24 protein-coding genes are annotated in these 24,390 nt (G+C 66.2%); 16 read left to right on the top strand and 8 right to left on the bottom strand.

The genetic code is table 11. The features are described from left to right. Nucleotides 1-11 precede the first annotated feature (11 nt). The 5 genes from LI337_RS01705 to LI337_RS01685 all read left to right on the top strand — a co-directional run bounded on the left by LI337_RS01705 (nt 12) and on the right by LI337_RS01685 (nt 3,832). Nucleotides 12-359, top strand: coding sequence for a DUF7116 family protein (locus LI337_RS01705; RefSeq protein ID WP_227227985.1), 348 nt, complete (start codon nt 12-14; stop codon nt 357-359). Between the two features lie 201 nt (nt 360-560). Further along, nucleotides 561-1,649, top strand: a complete 1,089-nt coding sequence (locus LI337_RS01700) for a metal-dependent hydrolase (RefSeq protein WP_227227984.1) — start codon at nt 561-563, stop codon at nt 1,647-1,649. Nucleotides 1,650-1,765: 116 nt separating this feature from the next. Continuing rightward, on the top strand, nt 1,766-2,536 hold the full coding sequence (locus LI337_RS01695) for a hypothetical protein (protein ID WP_303645187.1): 771 nt from the start codon (nt 1,766-1,768) through the stop codon (nt 2,534-2,536). Next, a complete protein-coding gene (locus LI337_RS01690; RefSeq protein ID WP_227227983.1) occupies nt 2,533-3,198 on the top strand; it encodes a DUF2238 domain-containing protein in 666 nt (221 codons plus the stop codon). Before LI337_RS01695 ends, LI337_RS01690 begins: the two co-directional genes overlap by 4 nt. A 424-nt stretch (nt 3,199-3,622) precedes the next feature. Then, a complete protein-coding gene (locus LI337_RS01685; protein ID WP_227227982.1) occupies nt 3,623-3,832 on the top strand; it encodes a dodecin in 210 nt (69 codons plus the stop codon). A gap of 12 nt (nt 3,833-3,844) precedes the next feature. Here the strand turns inward: LI337_RS01685 and LI337_RS01680 are convergent, their stop codons facing one another. Further along, the gene (locus LI337_RS01680; protein WP_227227981.1) at nt 3,845-4,210 is read right to left on the bottom strand and encodes a HesB/IscA family protein; all 366 of its coding nucleotides are present in this window, start codon (nt 4,208-4,210) and stop codon (nt 3,845-3,847) included. 1,214 nt (nt 4,211-5,424) lie between these two features. Between LI337_RS01680 and LI337_RS01675 the strand changes: the two genes are divergently transcribed. Next, complete coding sequence (locus tag LI337_RS01675) at nt 5,425-6,633, top strand: Cdc6/Cdc18 family protein (protein WP_227227980.1); 1,209 nt, start codon at nt 5,425-5,427, stop codon at nt 6,631-6,633. A gap of 114 nt (nt 6,634-6,747) precedes the next feature. Here the strand turns inward: LI337_RS01675 and LI337_RS01670 are convergent, their stop codons facing one another. Both LI337_RS01670 and LI337_RS01665 read right to left on the bottom strand, forming a co-directional pair. Beyond that, nucleotides 6,748-7,608: a helix-turn-helix transcriptional regulator gene (locus LI337_RS01670; RefSeq protein ID WP_465269959.1), complete on the bottom strand. Its 861-nt coding sequence runs from the start codon at nt 7,606-7,608 to the stop codon at nt 6,748-6,750. A gap of 242 nt (nt 7,609-7,850) precedes the next feature. Continuing rightward, a complete protein-coding gene (locus LI337_RS01665; protein ID WP_227227978.1) occupies nt 7,851-10,097 on the bottom strand; it encodes a chemotaxis protein CheC in 2,247 nt (748 codons plus the stop codon). 283 nt (nt 10,098-10,380) lie between these two features. Here LI337_RS01665 and LI337_RS01660 point away from each other — a divergent pair, with 283 nt between their 5' ends. The 6 genes from LI337_RS01660 (at nt 10,381) to LI337_RS01635 (ending at nt 17,196) form a co-directional block, all read left to right on the top strand. After that, complete coding sequence (locus LI337_RS01660; RefSeq protein WP_227227977.1) at nt 10,381-11,181, top strand: CheR family methyltransferase; 801 nt, start codon at nt 10,381-10,383, stop codon at nt 11,179-11,181. A gap of 121 nt (nt 11,182-11,302) precedes the next feature. After that, complete coding sequence (locus tag LI337_RS01655; protein WP_227227976.1) at nt 11,303-12,799, top strand: DASH family cryptochrome; 1,497 nt, start codon at nt 11,303-11,305, stop codon at nt 12,797-12,799. 69 nt (nt 12,800-12,868) lie between these two features. Beyond that, nucleotides 12,869-13,987: a S1C family serine protease gene (locus tag LI337_RS01650; RefSeq protein ID WP_227227975.1), complete on the top strand. Its 1,119-nt coding sequence runs from the start codon at nt 12,869-12,871 to the stop codon at nt 13,985-13,987. 262 nt (nt 13,988-14,249) lie between these two features. Further along, nucleotides 14,250-15,236 carry a transcription initiation factor IIB gene (locus LI337_RS01645; RefSeq protein WP_227227974.1) on the top strand — a complete coding sequence of 329 codons (987 nt, stop codon included), beginning with the start codon at nt 14,250-14,252 and terminating at the stop codon, nt 15,234-15,236. Between the two features lie 135 nt (nt 15,237-15,371). Beyond that, nucleotides 15,372-15,551 carry a DUF7836 family putative zinc-binding protein gene (locus LI337_RS01640; RefSeq protein WP_227227973.1) on the top strand — a complete coding sequence of 60 codons (180 nt, stop codon included), beginning with the start codon at nt 15,372-15,374 and terminating at the stop codon, nt 15,549-15,551. Nucleotides 15,552-15,828: 277 nt separating this feature from the next. Next, nucleotides 15,829-17,196 carry an MFS transporter gene (locus LI337_RS01635; protein ID WP_227227972.1) on the top strand — a complete coding sequence of 456 codons (1,368 nt, stop codon included), beginning with the start codon at nt 15,829-15,831 and terminating at the stop codon, nt 17,194-17,196. A 25-nt stretch (nt 17,197-17,221) separates the two neighbouring features. Here the strand turns inward: LI337_RS01635 and LI337_RS01630 are convergent, their stop codons facing one another. Together LI337_RS01630 and LI337_RS01625 are read right to left on the bottom strand one after the other, a co-directional pair. Next, nucleotides 17,222-17,629 (bottom strand): DUF3054 domain-containing protein, encoded by a 408-nt coding sequence (locus LI337_RS01630; protein WP_227227971.1) that lies wholly within the window; start codon nt 17,627-17,629, stop codon nt 17,222-17,224. A 23-nt stretch (nt 17,630-17,652) separates the two neighbouring features. Next, nucleotides 17,653-18,237 carry a class I SAM-dependent methyltransferase gene (locus tag LI337_RS01625; RefSeq protein ID WP_227227970.1) on the bottom strand — a complete coding sequence of 195 codons (585 nt, stop codon included), beginning with the start codon at nt 18,235-18,237 and terminating at the stop codon, nt 17,653-17,655. A 59-nt stretch (nt 18,238-18,296) separates the two neighbouring features. Here LI337_RS01625 and LI337_RS01620 point away from each other — a divergent pair, with 59 nt between their 5' ends. Beyond that, nucleotides 18,297-19,067, top strand: a complete 771-nt coding sequence (locus LI337_RS01620; RefSeq protein WP_227227969.1) for a GNAT family N-acetyltransferase — start codon at nt 18,297-18,299, stop codon at nt 19,065-19,067. A gap of 27 nt (nt 19,068-19,094) precedes the next feature. Next, entirely contained in the window at nt 19,095-20,081 is a 987-nt protein-coding gene (gene fen / locus LI337_RS01615; protein ID WP_227227968.1) for a flap endonuclease-1, read from the top strand. Nucleotides 20,082-20,102: 21 nt separating this feature from the next. Here fen and LI337_RS01610 read toward each other — a convergent pair whose 3' ends face one another. Further along, nucleotides 20,103-20,462, bottom strand: coding sequence for a hypothetical protein (locus LI337_RS01610; protein WP_227227967.1), 360 nt, complete (start codon nt 20,460-20,462; stop codon nt 20,103-20,105). An 801-nt stretch (nt 20,463-21,263) separates the two neighbouring features. Between LI337_RS01610 and LI337_RS01605 the strand changes: the two genes are divergently transcribed. Continuing rightward, nucleotides 21,264-22,604 carry an MFS transporter gene (locus tag LI337_RS01605; RefSeq protein WP_227227966.1) on the top strand — a complete coding sequence of 447 codons (1,341 nt, stop codon included), beginning with the start codon at nt 21,264-21,266 and terminating at the stop codon, nt 22,602-22,604. A 199-nt stretch (nt 22,605-22,803) separates the two neighbouring features. Then, nucleotides 22,804-23,097, top strand: a complete 294-nt coding sequence (locus LI337_RS01600; RefSeq protein ID WP_227227965.1) for a hypothetical protein — start codon at nt 22,804-22,806, stop codon at nt 23,095-23,097. Between the two features lie 40 nt (nt 23,098-23,137). Here the strand turns inward: LI337_RS01600 and LI337_RS01595 are convergent, their stop codons facing one another. Next, complete coding sequence (locus tag LI337_RS01595) at nt 23,138-23,413, bottom strand: hypothetical protein (protein ID WP_227227964.1); 276 nt, start codon at nt 23,411-23,413, stop codon at nt 23,138-23,140. A 117-nt stretch (nt 23,414-23,530) separates the two neighbouring features. Continuing rightward, on the bottom strand, nt 23,531-24,298 hold the full coding sequence (locus tag LI337_RS01590) for an SDR family oxidoreductase (RefSeq protein WP_227227963.1): 768 nt from the start codon (nt 24,296-24,298) through the stop codon (nt 23,531-23,533). Nucleotides 24,299-24,390 lie beyond the last annotated feature (92 nt).

Below are 24,390 nucleotides of genomic sequence, written 5' to 3'. Positions count from 1 at the left end.
CTATCGGGTACATGGCCCCTGTTACCATGCCACCGGTCGAGGAGGCCAAACAGGTCTTCAATCGGCTCGGCTACACCGTCTCCGGCAACGGGACGGAACTCCGCGCCGAGCGCAAGTGGCGCACCGTTCAGGTGACCGCGATGGACGCCGACGACGCGTCCGCACCGACGCGAGTACTCGCAGACGGCGGAACGACGGAGGGACCGCTCCTTCGCTGTTTCGTCACGTGGAAAGACTATACAGGGGACCTCCGAGAACAGCTCCGGCGGGCCGATCCGAGCTACGAGTGGGCCATCATCGGCGTCGACGGCTCCGAGGACTACGACGTGGTCCGGGGCGAGCAGGGAGCAGTCGCCTGATACGCACACAGACTGGATCGCTCGCCGACTCTCCGTCGCATTCTTCGTGGACTCACGAGGAGTGGTGACGTCGATCGACACCGCGCCGACGCACTCCACGTCGACTTGGCTCGAACCGTATCGGTGCCCGGAGCAGAGACGTTGCCGTCCCCCGCGCTCTGCGCCACCGGGCTTATCTCCGACGACCGCGTATCGCTCGTCGTGTTCGTCGGCCACGCACTGCTCGGCTTCGTCCTCGCCGCCACGGTCGCCCGCACTCTGGGGTGGTCTCGGGAGCGGTCGCTGTCGATCGGTGTCGTGGCCGCCGTCTTCGCCGCCGTTCCCGACGTAGACATGGCCTACGCGTTGCTCGGCGTCGCCGGTGTCGGCCTTGCGGACGCGCTGACACTCGCACAGGCGTTCTGGGCGACCGGCAACGTCGTCCACCGCGCCGTCACACACTCGCTCGTCCTCGCAGTTCCAAGCGCACTCCTTGCCGCACTGTGGCTCGCCGGTCGGCGTCGTGTCGAGTCGTCGCTGGCTGGCGGGCGTCTGCTCGGTGCTGGCGCGCTTCTGATCGCAGGCGGCGTCGTCCTCGTCGCCGGTGTCGAGAGCGGGCCACTCGGTGCCGCGATCACCGTGTTGTTCTGTGGTCTGATCGTGTTGGTCACAGAACAGGTCGCTCGCAGAACCGACCACTCGGCCACGGCAGTCGGACTCGCCGCCGCCGCTGGCCTGCTGTCGCACCCGTTCGGCGACCTGTTCACCGGCCAGCCCCCGGCGATGGTCTACCCCTTCGACGTGACGCTGGTCACGGCGCGTGTCACGCTCCATCCCGACCCGACGCTCCACCTGCTGTCGGCGTTCGGCCTCGAACTGGCGACCGTCTGGCTCGCGCTGGTCGTCTGGGCACGACTCCGTAGTGTCTCGGTTCGTGACGTGGCGAGTCCGTGGGCCGGTCTCGGGACCGGCTACGCGGTCGTGGTCGTCCTCCTGCCGCCGCCGACACTCGCCGTTTCCTACCACTTCGTCTTCAGCGTCCTCGCGGTCGGCGTGGTGGGTGTCGCGCCCGTGCTGTCGCGCCGGCATCGCTTGTTGGACCGACTCCGACGCGACCGACTCCGACTCGACCGACTCCGACGCGACCGACTCGACACCGTGCCGAGTCCGACGCAGAACCTCGCTGTGCGGTCGGACGGCGGTCTGGGCGAGGAGAGCGTCGGCCGAGACGCACTCGGTGCGGCGGTCACCGGTCTCTCGGCGGTGACGCTCGCGTGGGTCGCCTACGGACTCGCGTATCTCGCACTCTGACCGGGACGGACTCGCGTATCTCGCACTCTGACCGGGGGACGACGTGGGGGGTCGTGTGACGATGTGTCGACTCGTTCGCCCGAAACGGTTTGTGCCGTCGTCGCGTCTGGCTGGGTATGGATACGACCGGACTCCGTCCAGTTTTGCGGAGTCAGCGACTCAACGCCGGGCTCTGCTGGCTGCTGATCGCGTTTCTCGGCGGGATGGCCGGCGCGCAAGCGGCGGTCGGCGAACTGCTCTGGGCAGGGTTCGTGACGACACTCGCGGTGTTGGCGGTCGTCCCGGCGGTCGTCTATCGCAGTCCGTGGGCGATGCTTCCGTGGGAGGTGCTCGCACTGGCGTCGTTGCCGGTACTCGGGCGAGCACTGATCGTGGGCGAGACGCTGTTCGGCGTCGTTCTCACCGGCCGCATCGTGACCTATCTCGCGGTGGCGGCGGTCGCCCTGATCGTCGCCGTCGAGTTGGACGTGTTCACGCCGGTCCGGATGAATTACTCCTTTGCAGTGCTGTTCGTCGTCGTGACGACGATGGCGGCTGCCGGCGTCTGGGCGGTCGTCCAGTGGCTCTCGGACGTCTATCTCGGGACCGCGTTCGTTCTGACCGGCGACCCGGAGTCGGTCGTCGAACGCGCGCTGATGCTCGACTTCGTGGCCGCGACGGTCGCTGGACTGGTGGCCGGCGTCGTCTTCGAGGTGTACTTCCGCCGGTACGCCGACGCCACAGCCAGACTGCAGACGGTCGCGGTTCGTACGGCCGAGGAGACCGACGGAGGGGCGGTCGCCGTGAGCAGAGGCGACCCCGACGATACGGACGACGGCTACAACGTCGACGATGCTGATGACGGTGAGAACGGCGGCGACGACCGCGAGGAGGTGCCTCGGACGTGAGACTCCGGGATCGGCTGAACGTGTCTGCGCGTCGCCAGCGACAGGTGAGTCGCGTCTTGCAGATTCTGCTCGTCGGTGTCCTCGCAGTGGGGGTCTGGCGTCGAGACGTGGGCGTGCTGGTGAACGCCGGCATCGCTCTCGGGGTGACGTTCCTCCCCGGTGTGCTGGAGCGTGACCTGGAGATCCCGATGGACGCCGGACTGACGCTGTGGCTCACGTCGGCCGTCTTCCTCCACGCTCTCGGGACGGTCGGCATTCCGGGGACCGGCCTCCAGAGTTTCTACCAGTCGGTCGGCTGGTGGGACCACATGACCCACGCCCTATCGGCCAGTGTCGTCGCCGGTGTCGGCTACACCGTGGTTCGGGCGCTGGACATTCACACGACCGAGATTCAGCTTCCGCCGCAGTTCACCTTCGTCTTCGTGATACTGTTCGTGTTGGCCTTCGGCGTCGTCTGGGAGGTGATCGAGTTCGGGGTGACCGAACTGAGTACGCTGACCGGTGGGTCGCCCGTGTTGACGCAGTACGGGTTGGAAGACACCATGCTGGACCTCTGTTTCGACGCGGTCGGTGGAGTGGTGGTGGCGACGTGGGGCACCGCACACCTGACGGACGTGGTCGGTGCAGTGGTCGAGCGACTGGAGGCCCGACGCGCCGGGTAACCACCACGTGCGACAGTGGAGAGGCGTCTGGGGAACGGTGTGGGACGTTCGACGCGTCGGGAGACGCATCGACGGGCGTATAGCGGGCTGGGAGCCGCATCGATGGGGGTACGGCACGGTGGGAGACGCATCGATGGGGGTACGGCACGGTGGGAGGCGCACGGACAGGTGTGGTGCGGTGGGAGGCGCACGGACAGGTGTGGTGCGGTGGGAGGCGCACGGACAGGTGTGGTGCGGTGGGAGGCGCACGGACAGGTGTGGTGCGGTGGGAGGCGCACGGACAGGTGTGCCGCGGTGGGAGCTGGCTGGAGACGCGTGTGAGGCGAGGTGGGAGCCACGTCAGGAGTGCGTGAGCGAGGACCGGCCGACGACGACCGGCTCGACGGGTGCTTTTTTGTCATCGTGTGACGTACTACCGGCGCACATGGTCTTCAAGAAGATCACACTGATCGGTCGGAGTACAGAGGGGTTCGACGCCGCGACAGACGACGCCATCGACCGCGCCGAGGCGACGCTGAACAACGTCCACTGGATCGAGGTGAAGGAGTTCGGTGTCGAGGTCGCGTCCGTCGAGGGGCGGGAGTACCAGGCGGAAGTAGAGGTCGCCTTCCAGTTGGAGAACTCGCAGGAGTAGGCGGAGACCGGGTCAGGTCCGGAACGACTCGCCACAGCCACACTCGCTGACGACGTTCGGGTTCTCGACGTGGAAGCCGGCCGCTTGGAGACCGGACTCGTAGTCCACGGTCGACCCGCCGACGTAGTTCAGGCTGGCCGGATCGACGAACACGCGCAGGCCGTGGTGTGTCGTCACCGTGTCGTCTTCCTCGGGCGCGTCGTCGAACCGCATCCCGTAGGAGAGACCCGCACAGCCGCCCTGTTGGACGAACAGTCGAAGGCCGGCCTCGTCGGTGTCCATCTCCTCACTCCGGAGTAGCGACAGCGCCTCCTCTGCGGCCGCCGGGGTGACGGTGACCGCACCTTTCGAACCGCTGTCTGCCGCGTCGGTACTCATACTCCCTGTTTTCTCCCCGACGTTGTTAACCCTGACGCCGGTCGGAACCCGTCCGTTCGACGGAGTGTCTCGACAGACGTCGACTTCTGTCGACACGGACACCGGATTTCCGGTGAAAAGCGTGACAGAGTGCTCCGGAGTGGTACGGAACACTCTGGAGGTGTGTCGACCCCATCCGAGTACTCCAGCAGTCTCACGTGGACGTGATCGGATCGACGTGGACACCGCGTTTCCGGTCGACAGGGACACCGCGTTTCCGGTGAAATCGAGCAAACCGCTTCGTCGGCCCCTGTCGTGTCGTTCGCTGGTTTTTGTGGCGTCGTCTGCAGGCCCTTGTCGTGTCGTCCGCAGGCCCTTGTCGTGTCGTTCGTAGACTCTCGTCTCGAGGGTGGGCTTTCGGTGGACTGTGGTGCGACACACCGGATTTCCGGTGAAAGTCGATTCGGCACGGGACCCGCTTGAGTCGACCCGAGACTCGAACCTATCCGGAGTTCGAGAGGATACGACCGTTCGACACACACACCGGGTTTCCGGTGAAACCGTGAATCAGTTCGGTGGTGGTCTGGAATCGGAGCGATAGCGGTGTGTAGTGATCAGTTGGGGCAACCGCGCCCGGCGGGTGAGACCCGAATCGAACGGGAGAGAGAAAGAGAGAACGAGAGTCACTCAGCAAGAATTAAGTGACTAAATTGACTACAGCTCATTAAACAAGTCGCACGAAATCACGATGAGTAGTCGCGGCTGACCGCCAGACGAAACGAGGGTTGTCTGGTGTGAATCTCTGATCTCCGATCACTGTCACGGTGATCCTTCGAGGGACGTCGGAGAACTCCGACAGAGGCTGTCTTCGGTCGATAAGTCGTGACGCGACAGTGACCGGTAGAGGTTCTCGGCAGGATAGTGTAGTACAGATTCTTAGATTGGACAGTATAGGAACGCTCACCAGTCGAGTAGGGGTGTTCCTTCCACCGAGACACCTCGTTTCCGGTGAAAGGGACGACGGTACTCGAGGATCCCCGACAAATCCCGACCACCACCGAACCACACCGACGTTTCTACTCCCGACCCCCCATTCCACCTCTTTCACCGGAAACCCGGTGTGTGTGTCTTCGAAGACGATCCCTGACACGTCACGACAGAACGACCGTGATCTCCCCCCGACGCCAGTGACGACGAAGCGACACGCATTTCACCGGAAACGTGGTGTTACGTCTATGCCCGACTCCGGCGAACAACTCTTCACGCGGAACGACCCCATCTTCGCCAACAAGGAACTCTTGGAGATCAGCCACCTCCCCGGAGAGGGTCGGATCGTCGGCCGCGACGACGAGATCGGCAACCTCGCGACCGCAGTCAACCCGGCGATATTCGGCCAGAGTCCGAGCAACGTTCTCATCTACGGGAAGACCGGCACCGGAAAGTCGCTCTGCGCGAAGTACGTCTCCCAACGACTGGTCGACACCGCCGACGAGGAGGGTGTCCGGGCGATGTTCGCGTACGTCGACTGCGCGCAGGACACCACCGAGACGCAGGCCGTCCAGACCATCGCCGCCGACGTGAACGACCCCGAGGTCACCGGCATCCGCGTCCCCGACAAGGGACTGTCCACGTCCACCTACTACAAACGACTCTGGCGCGTGCTCGACGCGCTGTACGACGTGGTACTCATCATCTTGGACGAGATCGACAAACTGGAGAACGACGACATCCTGATGCAACTCTCCCGTGCCGGGGAGGCGGGGAAGATCACCGACTGCAAACTCGGCGTCATCGGCATCAGCAACAAGATCCAGTACAAAGATCGGATGGACGAGCGCGTCAAATCCAGTCTCTGTGAACGCGAGTTCGTCTTCCCGCCGTACGACGCGGACCAACTCAGCGACATCATGGAAGCGCGGTCCGACGCGTTCCGCGACGGTGTTCTCGACCCGTCCACCGTCCCGCGAGCCGCCGCGCTCGCCGCCCGCGAACACGGTGACGCCCGGAAGGCAATCGACATTCTCCGGTACGCGGGTGAGATCGCGCAGTCGAACGGCGAGACGACGGTCCGCGAGGAGTTCGTCACCCAGGCCCGCGAACGCGCCGAGACCGACCGTTTTCGGGAACTCATCCGTGGCTCGACGCCACACTCGCGGTACGTCCTGCAGGCGCTCGCGGTCCTCTCGCTGTCGAACAGCAGAAAAGACGGCTTCCGGACGAGTCGCGTCTACGAGATCTACGAGGAGATCTGCCGACAGGAGGGCTCCGACAGCCTCTCGCTCCGCCGGGTTCGCGATCTACTGAAAGAACACGCGTTCCTCGACATCATCGAGCAGTCGAAACACAGCGGCGGAAGCGCGGAAGGAAGCTACACGAAACACCAACTGCTCGAAGAACCGACCGTCGTGAAAGAGGTGCTGACCGAAGACACACAATCGGGGTGAACGGGCGGAACACCCCTGTCGAGAGACCGGAACACCCTATCGAGTCGAGAGATCGGAACACCCTATCGAGTCGGCCAGTCACTCCGACTCGAGCGGTCACTCCAACTCGAGCGGTTACTCCGACTCGAGGGACGACTCGGCTTCGCCTTCTGCGGTGGCATCTCCACCGTCGGACGCGACAGCGACGCTCGCCTCGTCTGCGGGTGCGTCGAGTTCGATCGACATCTCACGTCGACGTTCGTACACGGACATCGCCCAGTCGAACAACGCCGGATGGTCGCTATCGACGCACGCGACCAGATTTCCGTTGTCGTCGTACGCACCGAGCCAGGAGACGTCGTCGATGATCGCCAGTCCGAACTCGATCGGCTCAGAGGAGAGGTACAGCGTGAACTGATCGAGGTCGTACGCCACCTGCAGTGCGTCCTGGTAGTCCTCCTGTGACCGTTCCAGCACCGAGTCGTCGATCACCAACTCCATGTCGGTCTCCGGCCCGATAGCCGACTCGGAGGCCTGGTTGAACACACCGCTGACGATCGGCGTCACGCCACGGAACCGGCCCACGTGGCCGTCACGCATCAGTTCGAGATAGCGATTGATCGGCGCGTGTGGGTTCTCCCGCGTCGCGGTGGTGATGGTCGTCGAGGAGAGCACACCCGGGGGGAGGTCGTGGAACTCCTCGCTGGCGTGTTCGAGGAACGGCCGCAACTCGTGAACCTCGGTGACGACCGACGAGAGGTCTTCGTACGACTCCAGCACCATGTCGCCCGCGAGCGTCGTGTGGTAGTGTTTGTCCGTCTTCTCGACCCACCCGAGATCGCCGAACCCCGAGAGCGTTCGTTGCACTGTCTCTCGCGTACACGTACAGCGATCGACGATCTCGGTCGGTCGAAGCGACTGTTCGTGTAAGAGTCGGAGAACACGGACTCTGCTGTCCGATCCGACCAGAAACGAGATATCGTCACGTGGGTTCATGATCACGTACTCGTGGCCGGGAGTAATGATCGTTGTGCCGATACGCGACTACCCCGCTGAAAGAAACGAACCGCGCCGGCCGGAGCACCTCCGGGAGTCGTCCCTCCCGACTCACGGCCCACTTAATCGTAGTATAATCGATGTTTTGAATTGTAATATAATCGATGTTTTGTTTACTTCGGCGTTTGGTTCGGCTATTTGACGCTTCGGCGGTGTGCACACTCTGCGTCCCGCCGATCAGTTCACAGACGACTGTCGGTTCCGTCGGCCGTCCGAACGAGTACCTCACCAGTCTCCCCGTCGAAGACGACAGACCGGCCGTAGTCACCGCCGACGTGTGTCGAGACGACCGGAATACCGTGTTCACCGAACTCCTGCCGGGCTACGCGAACGTTTCGCGCACCGATGTCGCCCGCGTCCGCCGAGAACTCCAACATTCGACTCCCGCCGACGAGTTTCGCGTCGAGATCCTCGCGAGCCAGACCCGTCTTCTCCAGCCGTCGAACGAGCGCCTCGATCCCGGTATCGACGAACGTCGCGTCGGTGGCGTCGTCACGATCACGTGATCGCGGCAACATCACGTGAGCGAAGCCCGCGGTGCCAGCCGAGTCGTACAGACAGAGTGCGAGACTGGAGCCGATTCCGCTCGTCGCCAGTATCTCTCCGTCTGTCGTCACCGCACACTCGCCGAGTCCGACTTGCTGGCGGTCGCCGTCCGTATCTCCGATCTGTCCCCGACTCCTCGATGTCCCGTCGGGCACGCTGCCCGCGTCGTCCGGTTCGTCGTGCCTATCGTCCGGTTCGGTGCTCCCGTCGGCTGGTTCGTCGTTCCTGTCGTCCGGTTCGTCGTTCCTGTCGGCTGATCCGCCGTCCACGTCGGAGTCATCGCCAGCGACACCGTGGCCGGTCTCGACACCGGACCGATGCTCCTGAGGACGTCGAGGTTCGTCTCGCCGAGGCGTGTACCCACGCCAGCGACTGCTCCCCGAGTTTCGACGCCCGCGTCGCTGGTTCACGTCCGCGTTCCGAACACGCCGTGACTGCTCTCGTGAGTCGTGACTGAGTTTCGTCTCCTCGGGGAAGATCGAGAGCCTGAAGTCGATTTCGTCCGCGGGCTCACGGACGTCTCCTCCCCAGCGTACCCGGTCGGGTTCGACCCCGATGTCGAGTACGAAGGCGTACGACTGCCTTCGAGCGAGTCGGCCCGCGATCGGACTCAGGATCGACCGCCCGTCATCTTCGACGACCTGTGGCGGCGAGAGGTCGATCTCGCTTTCGAACACGTCGGCCCACCCGTCCACGAACCCGCTCGTCACGACGGTTCCGAACTCCCCGACAGCACTTCGCTCTAGTGCAGTCAGGCCAGTCTCGTCTGTGCTATCAGGTCCTCGTCTCCTGCTCTCTGACGACCGACCGGCGGGAGAGTCGCCGGCGACAGACGCGCTTCCGGAGAGCAGTTCGTCCGCGACTCGCGCTGCCGACTGCTCGGACAACAACAGTACCGCGTAGCCCGACGGTGGCCCGTCGAAGTGGAAGACGGTGCCGACTCGCCGACCGGGAGCGACGTGGTTCGGGGTCTCCGTGATCGGGAGGAAACTGAAGCGGTCTACGTCCACGTCGGTCTCGAAGCCGGTCATGGCCGCGATGTCGTCGCTCGCGCGGTCGGTCCCGCGTTCGACGACCGCCCGGAACTGGCGGAGTCGGCGGAGCGAGACGGTCGGACCGGTCAAGCCGGTCGCGCCCCCGACGAGTGTGGTCAGCGTCGCGTAGTCCGGGAGCATACAGACGTCGAAGCGCACGTCGGCGTCGACTGCTCGGAGTTCACTCTCGAAGAGGAAGACGAACTCCTCGATGCCGCTCGACGCCGATTCGCCGTCGAGACTTCTCGGGTCCACTTGCCTGGGGGGCGTCGTGTCGACGCTCGTCCCCAGGTGGTCCGCCCAGCCATCGACGAAGCCCCGCAGGACGATGTTGCCCACCTCGACGACACCGCCGGCCGCGTGTGCCGGATCGCTCGACCCGACGACAGAGGGGAGAAACTCGTAGACGAGTCTGTCCCGACTCGACTCGTCCAGTCCGAGGAGTGCCCGACCGGAGATGCCGCCCTCGAGCGTGATACCGACACACGTCGGCTCTCCGGTATCACCACTCGTCTCGCTCCTACCTCCGTCTCTCCGATCATCAGCGACGCTCCGACTCGCGCCGTCTTCCCCACTTACGCCGTCTCCTCCGCTCACGCCGTCCGTCCCATTCGTGCCGTCTGTTCCCGAGTCGTCTGTTCGGTGCGGGCCCGACGTCCGAGATCGTGACGTGCTCCCGACAGTTTCGATCAGCGACCGGCGCGCACTCTCGGGTGAGACGAGACTGACGCGAGTGACGTCGACGACGGTCTCGACACCGAGGAGTTCCGACAGCGACGTGGCCGCCCGCTCCGCCCCCACCCGAGCGAGTCTGTTGTACCGTTCGAGCGACTGGAGGTCGATGTCCATCTCAGCGTCTCACCCACCGGAGCAATCGCCGGGGCCCTGCGACGCCCTCCGTGCGGAGCGAGTCGACCTCCGTCGCACAGAACACCATCGTACTGGAAGTCAGTCGGACGGGTGGTAAAAACCCCCGGCCGTTCGATCTCGGACGCGCCAGTGGATACCCGACGAGTGGGTGCCGACCCGTCCCCGAGAAGCGAGTTCGTTTCGAACTCGCAACTCGTTCGATCGACTCCCGAGACGGCAACACTCTAATCGCCTGCCGTCCTTCGCTGGGACGAAGACCCCGATGAGTTTCCAGCGCCTGCTCGACTACGTCGAGCGTGAGATCGGGTTCGCGACGAGTTACTACAACGACGCGTACCTCGACCGACGAATCTCGGCGCGGATGCGCCGGACGGACTGCGACGACTACGCCGAGTACCGCGAGCGACTCCGGGCGGACCCCGACGAACCGGCGCTCCTGCTGGACTCGCTCAACGTCAACGTCACCGGGTTCTTCCGCAACCCGGAGACGTGGTCGGCGGTCGTCCCGATCCTTCGGGCGCTCACCGAGGAGCGACAGCGGGCGACTCTCTGGAGTGTCCCCTGTGCGGACGGGCGAGAGCCCTACACGCTGTCGATGCTGGCGTTGGACGACGCGGACGTGGCGGCGAGTCGGCTCTCGATCCTCGCCAGCGACATCGACCCGAACGCCCTCGCAAGTGCCCGGGACGGCGTCTACCACACGACCCGAACGACCGACATCGCGGCGGAACTCGATCCCCTCTCGACTGCCGGGGAGTACGTGACCCGCGAAGGTGACGAGTTCCGGGTGACGGACCGGGTGCAGTCTCTCGTCGAGTTCAGCCAACACGACCTGATTCAGGACAGGCCGCCCGGGGAGTTCGACATGGTGGTCTGTCGGAACCTGTTCATCTACATCGACGCGCAGTACAAACGACCGATCTTCGAGACGCTGGACGAGGCGCTCCGGCCCGGTGGGTATCTCGTCATCGGCCGGACGGAGACGGTCCACCGCGACTTCAAAGAGACGTTCGAGTCGGTCGACAGCGAGCGACGAATCTACCGGAAAGCGCCGGCGGAGTGAAGTCCCGGTTTCGCCGCAGGAACGTGCCAGCGGAGTGGAGTCCCGGCCACCCCACAGAATCGTCCCGGCCTCGTGGCCTGCGGTTTCAAGACGCTGTAACCCATACGAACTGTCGTTCTTCATGACGGCCGAGACCGCACTCGTCTGGTTCCGACGCGACCTCCGACTCCACGACAACGAGGCGCTGTCGGACGCACTGGGGGCCGACCACCTCCTGCCGGTGTACTGTGTCGATCCACGCCACTACGGCCGCAGACCGTTCGGCGGCCGCGACTCCTTCGACTACGAGAAGACCGGTCCCTACCGCGCCCGGTTCCGCCGGGAGTCGCTCGCTGACCTCCGCGAGTCGCTCCGCGATCTGGACAGCGACCTGATCGTCCGGGAGGGCAAGCCCGAGACGATCGTCCCCGCACTCGCCAAAGCGACCGACGCCGACGCCGTCTACTTCCACACCTACCCGACCGGCGAGGAGATGGCCGTCGAGGAGGGTGTCACGGACCTCCTCGGCAAACTCGGGACCGACGTGGAACGACGCTGGGGGCACACGCTCTACCACCTCGACGACCTGCCGAACGGCTACGAGGAGATTCCCGACACCTACACCTCCTTCCGGAAGTCCGTCGAGAACCGCTCGACGGTCCGGCCGCCCTTCCGCGCACCCGAGGCCGAGTCGATGCCGCCCGTGGCGACCACGACCGACGGCGACGAGATCGGTGCCGGCGCGATTCCGACCGTCGACAGCCTCGGCGTCGACGCGCCCCACGGTGCGGACTCGGAGGGCGAACCGACCGAACGGGGCGCGCTCCGGTTCACTGGCGGGGAGTCGGCCGCGCTCGACCGCCTCGACACGTACCTGTGGGACGAAGACCGCCTGCGCGAGTACAAGGAGACGAGAAACGGCCTGCTCGGCCAGGGGTTCTCCTCGAAGCTCTCTGCCTGGCTCAACGAGGGCTGTCTCTCGCCTCGATTCGTCGAACGCGAGGTGCGCCGGTACGAGGAACAGCGTGTCAGCAACGACTCGACGTACTGGCTCCTCTTCGAACTCGTCTGGCGTGACTTCTTCCAGTTCCAGTTCGCCAAACACGGCACCGACTTCTGGCGACGGGGCGGCATCAGAAATCGCACTGACATCGCGTGGCGCGACGACGAGACACTGTTCGAGCGCTGGAAAGCCGGCGAGACCGGTATCCCGTTCGTCGACGCCGCGATGCGGGAACTGAACGAGACCGGCTACGTCTCCAACCGCGCGCGTCAGAACGCGGCGTCGTTCCTCGTCAACAACTGTCGAATCGACTGGCGGAAGGGTGCGGCGTACTACGAGACCCAACTGGTCGACTACGACCCCTGCTCGAACTACGGCAACTGGGCGTACATCGCCGGCGTGGGCAACGACAACCGCGACCGGTACTTCAACCTCGTCAAACAGGCGAAGCAGTACGACGGCGACGCCGAGTACGTGACACACTGGCTCCCGGAACTCGACCCCCTGCCGCCGCGACTCGCCCACGAACCGTGGAAGACGTCGGATTCGACGCAGGCGGAGTACGGTGTCGAACTCGGCATCGACTACCCCGAACCGGTGTTCGACCTCGAACAGTCCTACGAGAAACTTCGCTGACCGGGCGGTACTCATTTACCGACCCGGTTCGCCGGAAACGTTTCCCGGCCACCCGTCGAACCACCCGGCGTGCCCCGACGCCGCCACCTCCTCGCGGTCCTCGCCGGTCTCCTCGCTGGCTGTACCGACCGGGACGGGCCGGCACCGACCACCGGGCCGCCGCCCTCCCCGACGCACACCCCGACCGACACACCGACGCCGACGCCACGACCCAGACCGAGTCCCTCGCCGACACCGGAACCGGACCCGACCAGCGTCGACGCCTACGAGGCGGTCGCCGACACGACTGCGCTCGTGACGGCATACGGGACGAGTGACAGCGGACAAGCCACCGGCTTCCTGACCGACGCCGGACTGGTGACGAACCACCACGTCGTCACCGACCGCTCGGTGTTCGAAGTCCGGTTCCCACGCGGCGAGTGGCGCGACGCGACACTCCTCGCTTCCGACCGCCACAGCGACCTCGCGGTCCTCCGGGCCGACACGCCCGACTACGTCACGCCCGTCGCCTTCGCGGGCGAACTCCCACCGATCGGGACACGCGTCGTCGCAGTCGGCCACCCCTTCGGACTTCCGCAGTCCGCGAGCGCCGGCATCGTCAGCGGACTCCACCGGACCTTCACCGGCGAGACCGGTGGCCTCGTGCTGGACTCGGTGCAGACCGACGCCGCGGTCAACCCCGGTAACTCCGGTGGGCCGTTGGTCACCTACGACGGGGACGTGATCGGAGTCGTCAGCGCCGGCGGCGGCGAGACCGTCACGTTCGCTCCGTCGGCACCGCTCGCCCGGCGCGTCGTCCCCGTACTCGCCGACGGTCGGCGCTACGACCACCCGTTTCTCGGGGTGCGCGGGCGGACCGTCACGCCCACGGTCGCCGTCGCGAACGACCTCCGAGCCGCGACCGGCTACCTCGTCGTCTCGGTCGTGTCGAGTCTCCTCGTCGGGGACCGACTCGTCACGGCCGAGGAGCGCGTCACACTCCGGAACCAGCGCGTCCCGGTCGGCGGGGACGTGATCGTCGGGATCGACGACCGCCCGGTCGGGGCGGAACGCGACCTGCTCCGGTATCTCGCGCTGGAGGCGAACCCCGGCCAGACGGTCACGCTGGAGATCCGCAGAGACGGCGAGACCCAGCGCGTCGAGACCAGACTCGGACGGCGACCGACCGAGCCAGCAGGCTTCGTCTGAGTCGGGCCGACCGCCGGGTGAGGATACGACCGGTCCGACCGTAACGATTAAAACTGTTACGGCGATCACGTCGTGCGATATTGTACGAACCGAAAGATACCGGGGAGAACCGCTCACGTCTGTCGGTTACGGCCGGTACACACCCGCGACAAGTTTAAATACTTGCCGCCCTTCACTACTGGTAAGGACGTACCCGCCCCCAACGGAGTTTCTCTCACTTCTCTCTCTCCCCCAACCAGCGGGTCGTCCGCCCCACCCCAACATGAGCGATACAACGATCAGAACCTACAGTCAGACCCGCGAGAACGAGCGGGACCGACCCGAGACGACCGAGGAGGAACGCACGGAAGCGACGATCTGTCCGGAGTGCGGTGGACAACTCGTCGCCGACGAAGAGCACGGCGAGACGGTCTGTGCAGACTGCGGTCTCGTCGTCGAGGAGGCCGAAGTGGACCGTGGCCCGGAGTGGCGCGCCTTCGACAGTTCGGAGCGCGACTCCAAGTCCCGCGTCGGTGCCCCGACGACGAAGATGATGCACGACAAGGGCCTGTCGACCAACATCGGCTGGCAGGACAAGGACGCCTACGGCCGGAGCCTCTCGTCGAAACAGCGCCGGCAGATGCAGCGCCTGCGCACGTGGAACGAGCGGTTCCGCACCCGCGACTCGAAGGAGCGCAACCTGAAGCAGGCGCTCGGCGAGATCGACCGCATGGCCTCGGCGCTCGGCCTCCCGGAGACGGTCCGGGAGACCGCGAGTGTCATCTACCGCCGCGCGCTCGCCGAGGACCTCCTGCCGGGTCGGTCCATCGAGGGCGTCGCCACGGCGTCGCTGTACGCGGCCGCACGACAGGCCGGGACGCCGCGCTCGCTCGACGAGATCGAGCGCGTCTCCCGCGTCGACAAGATGGAACTCACCCGGACGTACCGGTACGTTGTCCGCGAACTGAAGCTCGAGATCCAGCCCGCGGACCCCGAGCAGTACGTGCCGCGGTTCGCCTCCGACCTCGGTCTCTCCGACGAGGCAGAGCGGAGAGCCCGCGAACTGCTGAAGAACGCGAAAGAGCAGGGACTGCACTCGGGCAAGTCGCCGGTCGGTCTCGCGGCCGCCGCCGTCTACGCGGCCTCCCTGCTGACCAACGAGAAGGTCACGCAGAGCCAGGTCTCGGACGTGGCGAACATCTCCGAGGTCACCATCCGCAACCGGTACAAGGAACTGCTCGAGGCCGACGACGCGGGCCTGTTCGCTTGATCGCCACCCATCGCTCTATCGCCCTCCCTTCGACGTGGCTCGAGAACTGATCGCCCACCGGCGCACAGTTCGTCCACTTGCCGACCGCCACGTCGCGCACAAAGTTTTTCACGTCACCCTGTAACACGGTAGCGTATGGTCGAAGCGTACGTCCGCCTGTTGTGCCCCGAGTGTGGCAAAGAGTGGGAGACCGGTCCGACCGATCTCCCCGGACACCGCGAGAACTTCAGTTGCTCCGGCTGTCACGCGACTCGGCGACTCGCCGAGTTCATGCGGACCGAACACGACCTCCAGACGCTTCGGCAGTTCGAGTAGCACCCCCCGACGACCGCGGTCGCCGCGACACACGCGACCGTCGTCGCTCCCGACCGAGACCGCCTCTTCTCGCTCTCACCCTCGTAGCCCCGGCCGTGCGTGCGGTGCGAGACGACAGTTTCGTCGGGACGTCAGCTTCATCGGGACGACAGCTTCCTCGGCAAACTGGTCGCGACGCCCTGAGCGTCCCGCGCGGTTCGACAGAGTCGGAGCACACCGATACCCACGGCTTGCCCGGATCGGAGCGTTGAAACCGACGCTGGACAGACCACGGAGCGTGAACCGGAACGACCGCGCCATCACCGGACTGGCGATGCTCGCACACGGGATGGTCCACACCTACGAACTCTCCATCCCCATCTTCCTCACCGTCTGGCTCGTCGAGTTCTCCGTGATCGACTTCGGGGTCGCACAGTTCCCGGTCAACGCCGCGACCCTCGGCGTGGTCCTCACGGCCGGCTACGGCCTGTTCGGCGTCGGTGCACTACCGGGCGGTGTCCTCGTGGATCGGATCGGCTCCCGGCGACTGATCACGGCCTGTCTACTCGGGATGGCCGGTTCCTTCCTGCTCCTCTTCCTCGCGCCCGGCGTCCCGACCATCACACTCGCACTGCTCGTCTGGGGGGCGTCGGCCAGCGTCTACCACCCTGCGGGCTTAGCGATGATCTCGAAAGGTGTCGAACAGCGCGGCACCGGCTTCGCCTATCACGGCATCGCGGGCAACGTCGGGATCGGACTCGGGCCACTGCTGTCTGCGATCCTCCTGCTGTTCTTCGACTGGCGCGTCGTCGCCGGTCTGCTCGCGGTGCCAGCCATCGCGGCGGCCGTCTTCGCGGTTCGAGTCGATTTCGACGAAACTGCGGCGGTGGCGACCGACGGCGGGGAGGAGACAGGAGCGGAGTCGGCACACGAAGATGCGACGACGACAGACGATTCGGCGACGACCGACGACAGTGACTCGAAAGCCTCCGCAGGCGTCGACTCACTCGGCGAGTTCCTCACCGAGTCGCGTCTCCTCTTTGCGGGCGGGTTCACCGCCGTCTTCGTCGTGGTGATGTGTTCCGGTCTCTACTACCGGGGGGTCCTGACGTTCCTGCCCGGCCTGCTGGAGTCGTACCCCGGCTTCGAGCCCATCCCGGTCTCGTCGCTCCTGCCGGCGTCACTCGCAGACCTGCTCGGTCTGACCGCCGAGTCGGGCCGAGCGATCGAACCGAACCGCTACTTCTACTCCGGCCTGCTCATCATCGGTGTCGTCGGGCAGTATCTCGGCGGCAAGTTGACCGACCGCATCCCGGTCGAGTGGGGTATCGCGGGCGGCTTCGGCGCGCTGGCGGTCCTCGCGGTGGTTTTCCTGCCGGTCGCCTCGCTCGGACTCGCACCGCTACTCGTCCTCGGTGCACTCCTCGGTGTCGCGCTGTTCGTCGTCCAGCCGTTCTATCAGGCGACCGTCGCGGAGTACACCCCGGCCGGGACGCGCGGGCTGTCGTACGGCTACACCTACCTCGGTGTCTTCGGCGTCGGTGCGCTCGGGACGACCGTCGCGGGGACGATCCTGACCTACGCCTCGCCGACCGTGCTGTTCGCCACGCTCGCCGGCTTCGGCGCGCTCGCGGCGGTGATCGGTGTGGTGCTGGCCCGGCGGTGACGGGCTCTCGAAACGCAGGACCGCGTCAGTAGAGTCGTGCCGCCACGAGTCGGAAGACGACCAGTCCTGTGCCGACCGTGACGAGCGTGATGAGGACGAAGATCGGTTCGATACCGCCGTCCACGAACGGGGTCGCGCGGATCGCCAGTCCGATGATGTCGGCCGGAATCCACGACCGGATCACCAGCGCGACCGACGACCGCGACTCCTGAGCGCCGATGGAGTACGCACCGATCAACGGTGCCGCGATCACCCAGCCGACGAGGAAGGGTGCGAGTACCATCGCCAGTTCGCCGGGACGCGAGAAGATGGTCGCGTCGTGGAACGACGCTCCGAGACTCAACACGACCGCGATGACCAACAGGTCGCCGGCCGCGAGCGGGAGGCTCGCGCGGTCGATCCGTTCTTCGAGGAAGCCGACCTCGCTACTCATATCGGCACGGTCGGCGACTGGGTTTATTTGCTTCCCGGTTTCACGCCCGCGACGGTGTAGCCGAACCCTCGGTCCGGCACCGCCGTCCGGAAGCCGGCGTCTCCGAGGAACGCCGCGAGGTCGTCCGGACCGGTAAAGGTCGAATCGAAGCCGACGACGTCCTCGGCGAGCACGAGTCCGCGCCCGAGCAGTGTGTCGGGATCGAAGTCCCGGACGACGAGCACACCGCCGGGCGCGAGGACGCGCCACGCCTCACGGACGACGCGGCGCTGGTCCGGCAGGTGGTGGAACGCGTCGACGATCGTCACCGCGTCGGCCGACTGGTCGGCGACCGGGAGTCGGCGTGCGTCGCCCTGCACCGTGTCGAGACCCCGGTCGCGCGCTCTGGTCAGCATCCCGCGTGCCGCGTCCACGACGATTCGTTCGGCCGCGTCGAGTTCGACCGCCGCCCGGCCGGTGCCGCCGCCGACGTCCAGCACACGCCCGACCGGCCGCTCGGCCAGCGAGAGACCCACGTCGAGGTGGCGCTTGCGGGCGCGGGGCATCCCGAGGTCGTACAGGCGGGCGAGTCTGTCGAAGAAGCGGGTGTCGCCGGGACCGTAGTCCATCGGTCTCACTTTCACAGCCAGTGACTACCCTCTTACGTTTCCCCGACGTTCGGGCGGGTATGGACCTCGGCGACCCGACGCTCGAACTCGCGCTTCTCGGCTGGCCCGGCGAGGAGCGGACCCTGCGGCTGGACTACCGACGGTTCAGCTACGCCGGGAAGTTCGTCGTCGGCAGAACCGGGAAGGCCGTCGTCAGACGCCGGGCGGTCGAGTCGGCGGCCGGCAACTCGGCTCCGGTGACCGACGCGGACCTGCCACCACTCGACGAGCCACTGCCGCCGGGACTCGACGCCGACGAGTTCGACACCGACGTCGTGGCGGCGGTGGCGTTCAGCCCCGACAGAACCGACTCCGGCACGCTCTGGCTCCGGTACGTCACGGTTCGGCAGGACCGACGCGGCGAGGGACTCGGCCCGCGACTCGTCCGGTTCGTCACCGACCGCGCACACGACAGAGGCTACGACCGCGTCCGCATCGCGGTCAACAACCCCTTCGCCTACGAGGCGCTCCACAAAGCCGGCTTCGCGTGGACCGGCGGGGAGACGGGACTGGCCGAACTCGTCTTGGAGCATCCGCCGCCGGTCGAGACCGCTGGCAACGGTCGAGCACCGAGCACCGCGGGAGACCGCGACCGGTATCGAGACCGACACGGCACGAGCGTCGAGAGGTATCAAGCCGGGCTGGATCGCTACCGGGCGCGAGACCTCGACGACCCCGAGGCGTCGTTCCTCGCCCGGAAGCAGGGGACCCCCCCGCCGACGGTGCTCGTCACCGACGCCGAGGGGACCCGGGAGACCTCACCCGACCACGCCGACGACTCGGGGAATTGAAACCGGACGACGCCCAACCACGGGGTAATGGGAAACGCAGACCTACGGTCGCTGGCGACGCTCCGTGACGTTCCGTTCGCGGACCTGGAGGGGAGCGTCGTCGCGGTCGACGCGCACAACTGGCTCTACCGCTATCTGACGACGACGGTCAAGTGGACCAGCGACGAGAAGTACACCACCGGCGAGGGCGTCGAGGTGGCGAACCTGATCGGTGTCGTGCAGGGACTGCCGAAGTTCTTCGAGCACGACATCACGCCCGTCTTCGTCTTCGACGGCGGCGTCACCGACCTCAAGAGCGAGGAGGTCGCCGACCGACGCGAGGCACGCGAGAAGGCCGAAGAGCGCAAGCAGGCGGCAGAGGAGCGCGGCGACGCGATCGAGGCGGCCCGGTTGTCCGCACAGACACAGCGCCTGACGGACACGATTCAGGAGACGACCCGCGACCTGCTGGACATTCTGGACGTGCCGTGGTACGACGCGCCCGCCGAGGGGGAGGCGCAGGCGGCCCACCAGAACGCGGTCGGCGACGCGGACTACGTCGGCAGCGAGGACTACGACACCCTGCTGTTCGGCGCGCCACGCACGCTCCGGGGGTTGACGAGCAAGGGTGATCCCGAACTGATGGACCTCGACGCCACGCTCGCGGACCTCGATCTGACCCGCGAGCAACTGATCGACGCCGCGATGCTCTGCGGGACCGACTTCAACGCCGGCATCTCCGGCATCGGCCCGAAGACCGCCCTGAAGGAGATTCGGGCACACGGCGACCTCTGGGGCGTCCTCGAAGCGCGCGACGAACACATCGAACACGCCGAGCGTGTGCGGGAGTTCTTCCGGAACCCGCCGGTCAGAGACGACTACACCGACGAGTACGACCTGGACATCGACCCCGACGTCGAGGCCGCCCGCGCGTTCGTCACCGAGGAGTGGGAGGTCGACGCCGGCGAGGTGGAACGCGGCTTCGAGCGCATCGAGGAATCGCTGGTCCAGACCGGACTGGATCGCTGGACCTGAGTTCACCAGGCTCCCTCGTCATCACTCCCGAACCCACTGGCTCGTCGGTGGGACGAGACCGACCAGCACGGCACCGACCAGCAGGAGGTACGTCACGAGTCCAGCGAGCGCGACGACCAACACCTGTCCGCCGAGGGTCTGCCAGCCGAGCCACAGTCCGACGAGCAGGACGCCGACAGCACCGGCCTGCACGGACGACGTCCGCCAGTACCTGCGCACCGTGTCGGCGCGAGTCGCCAGCACGAGTTCGAGCAGGAGCGTCCCGGCGACCCCGACCACTACCGGTGTCGCCGTCACCGGAACTGCGAGCCAGCCGACACAGCCCGCGAGCGCGACTGCTGGCAGGAGCGCGAGCAGTCCGTCGCGGACGAGTTCGTCCACGGTGTGTGGTGTCGCGGTACGGGAGTAAGCCTGTCGGCGGTCGAGCACAGACCGGATGCTCGGCGTCGGTGGCGTCCGCACCGCCGGAGCGTCACTTCGAGGCCACCGTTCTCGTAGCGAGCGGTGACGGCGTCCTCGTCGACGTCTTTCGGGAACCAGCACCAGCGGTGGGAGGTCCGCCGGGGTTCCGCCGGTCGTCGGTGTGCTCGCCGTCCCGTGCGGACAGTTCGTAGTCGGTCCCACCGAAGCGCGTCCCGGACGGCCGAGACTCGGCGAGCGATTCGATACGGATCTGCCGTGTGGTGTGTTGTCGTATGTAACTCGGAACCTGGGGACAGCGGCCTGCTTCGGCCCGGTTGCACGGTTCCGCAGTATGTCAACTCGTGACAGTAAAATCGTCGTTTCAGTCTCTGACAACTTTATGCGGATGGCAACGGTAGTACCGTACGCCGACGCCCGCCCGAAAGCCCCCACGCCCACACCGACCCCACGGGCGTCGGACCCCGACAGCTTCCCACCCACCCCCTCTGGCTCACAGGGGGACCCCCCTCCACCGCGCTTCGCCCCCCTCTCCCACCCCCCTTTCGTACCCGTCGACTCTGCCGCCCGGAGTCACGTTCGGTCGCGTTCACCCCTCGGCGTCGCTACCAGTCGCACTCGTCTCCCGGAGTCGAGTCTACGTCTGCCACGCCGTGTCAAGACTTCTCGGAGGACCACAAGACTGAATGGGCCCGGTCGGGTGACCCACGAGTACGACCAGTCGGCAGTGTGACACCACGACCGGCAGCACGCCCTCCCCGTATGTTCCCCTTCGACTCCGACCCCGACACACGCGTCGTCCTCCAGTACTACCTCTATCGCGCGGCAGCCAACCCCGGCTTCTTCTATCCGATCTACATCCTGTTCATGGTCGACGTGAACGACCTGTCGTACACCGCCGTCGGGGTGATCGGCACGGCACAGGCCATCGTCGTCCTGACCGGCGAGGTGCCGACCGGCTACGTCGGGGACCGGATCGGCAGACGAAACAGCCTCGTCGTCGCGCAGGGACTGTTTCTCGTCTCGACCGCGTCGTTTCTCGTCGTCACCGACCTGCTCGGCTTCCTGTTCACCTTCGGCACCCTCTCGCTCGCGACGACGTTCATCTCCGGATCGGGGCAGGCCTGGCTCTACGACACCCTCGCGGAGCGACTGGACACCGACGAGTTCACGCGCGTTCAGGGTCGCGGGAGCGCCGCCTCGAAGTGGTCGATGGCGGTGACGATGATCGCCGGGGGCCTGCTGTACGTCGAGAATCCGGTCTACCCCTTCGTCGCCGGACTCGCACTCCAGTCGGTCAGTTTCGTCCTCGTCCTCTCGCTTCCGAAGAACCGACAGTACCGGTCGGGCGAGGGAGAACCCGACGAGACTCACGTGGAGGGATCGGCGGGCGAACAGTCGGGTGAGACCACGTCCGAAGACGAACCCGACACCGACGACCACGAGGTGCTCACCGTGTTCGACACGCTCCCGCTGATCCGGGACCAACTCAGTCGGCCGCCGCTCCGGTCGTTCGTCGTCTTCACCGCGCTGTACGGCGGACTGTTGATGACGGCCGACGCGTACATCCAGCCCGTCACGCTCGACGCCATCCGGGGGAGTCTGGACGCCGCCCTCGCGTCGATCGGATTCCCGGAGCCTGCGACCCTGGGCTTCCTCTACTCGGCGTTCACGGTGGTCTCGGCGATCGCGAGCGACCGCGCCGAGCAGGTCGAGTCGGTGCTCGGGACCCGGACCGCCCTGCTGGGTATCCCGGCGCTCATCGCCGGTCTGTTCCTGCTCCCGGTCGTGGTGCCGGTCCTCGCGTTCCCGATGTTCTTCGTCATGAAGGGCGGTGGGGCCATCTTCCACCCCATCTCGGGACAGTACCTCAACGACAGGCTGGAGTCGGTCGGCCGGGCCACGGTCCTCTCGACCGTCTCGATGCTGAGTGCGCTCTCGCGCATCCCCTTCGCGGTCGGCAGTGGCGTCGTCGCCGACGTGTTCGACGCTCGAATGGCGGTCGCCGCCCTCGGCGGGACCTTCGTCGTCTGTGCGGGGTTGGTCCAGATCGTCGGCAGTGGGGTGGCCAGTGACGCCCGGCATGGGACACTCGTCGACTGACACCCGGTGTGGGACGCCCGTCGACTGACCGGGTCGGAGCAGTCCGTCCACCGACACCCGGCGCGGACCCTCCGGCGAGCGACTGACGGGCTCTTTCAGTTCCTGAATCCACGCTCGGGGGATTATATTCCTCGCACCGGTCGTGTTAACTATGAGTGGGAGGTCCGCGGGGGGCGGCGCCGGAGGCGGGGACAGGACGGTGGTCGGCTACAGAGCCGACCAGCCAGCCCTGTTCGGCTACTTGCGGAACCACTGGGAAGCCGGCCGTGACGCCATCGAATCGACCGACCGGAGCTACGCCCGGACGAACCAACTTCTCGCCGAGGGACCCGAGAACCTCGACGCTCGGACGCTCGGCTGTGTGTTGACCGCGTTCTGTGATCTCGGCGTGCTGTCGGTCCACAGCTCCGGCGGTGGGCGAAACCTCTACGATCTCACGTCGTACGATCCGGAGCGACTCGCGGTCGTCGTCGCGGGACTGGACGACTCCTGAGAGCGATACGCACCGATCCCGTGTCGCGTGGCCGTCGAACTCAGGAGAGTCGAGTGTGCCACCACTTCAGCCAGTCGGCGAGCGGACCGTGAGCACCCTCGACGTGGATGCGGACACTCCCGTCGAGTCCCCACCGGTAGTGCTCGGCCCCGTCGCCCATCTGGTCGGGGACGTCGACCTCGAACTCCTCGAAGGTGAGTTCGAACTCCTCTTCGCCCTCCATCGCGGCGTCCATCACGTCCTCGATCACGTCCAGCCACGAGGGTGCGTCCGACTCCGACGCACGCTCCTCGTCGGCAAGCGATCTCTGCGCCATTACCACTACTCGGTCTGTGACCGTCTTGTATCTTCGTCCGGTGCTCGACGAACGTCGGTCCGTGTCGGCACGTGTCGGGGCCGTGCCGACCCGCACCGACGGACACCGGCGACCGACTCAGCCGGTCGAGGTCATCCCGCCGTCGACGACCAGCGACTCGCCGTTCACGTAGTCCGCCATGTCGCTGGCGAGGAACAGCGCGGCGTCGGCCACGTCTTCGGGTTGTCCGGCGCGGCGAGAGGGAATCGTCTCCATGTACTGGTCGCCGGCATCGGTCCCGAGAATCGGCACGTCCTCTGTCGTCATCTTCGTCTCGATCAGGCCGGGGTGGATCGCGTTCACCCTGATCCCCTCGGGACCGAGTGCCGACGCCAGCGCGTAGGTCATCAGTCGGACTGCGCCTTTGCTCGTGCAGTAGGCGACGTACGGCCCGGTCCCCTCCAGTCCCGCGACGCTGGAGAGGTTGATGATCGACCCGCCGCCGGACTCGACCATCTTCCGGGCGGCGTACTGTGAGCCGAAGTAGACGCCCCGGACGTTGATGTCCATCATCTGCTGGAATGCGTCGGGTTCGACCTCCAGAAACTCCTCCGAGCGGAAGATGCCGGCGTTGTTGACCATCACGTCGACACCGCCGAACTCGTCGGCCGCGTCGACTGCGGCCTCCAACTCGGCGAGGTCGGTCACGTCACACTCGACGAACGTCGCCCGTGCGTCGCTCTCCTGTTCGACCAGTTCGTGGGTCGGCGTACCGCCCTCTCGTGGTTCCTCGCGGATGTCGGCGACCACCACGTCCGCGCCCTCGCGGGCGAACGCCAGCGAGATCGCCCGCCCGTTGCCGCTCGATCCACCGGTGACGACTGCCGTGCTGTCTTCGAGTAGCATCGCACCGTGGGGCTAGGTGACACACCCGCATGAATACGTACCACCGTTCACGGCTCGTCGTATTCGAGTAAAGACACGTCCCCGTCGTCGGT

Source organism: Salinirubrum litoreum, assembly GCF_020567425.1.
Classification (GTDB): domain Archaea; phylum Halobacteriota; class Halobacteria; order Halobacteriales; family Haloferacaceae; genus Salinirubrum; species Salinirubrum litoreum.
This window is presented reverse-complemented; position numbering and strand designations above follow the sequence as displayed.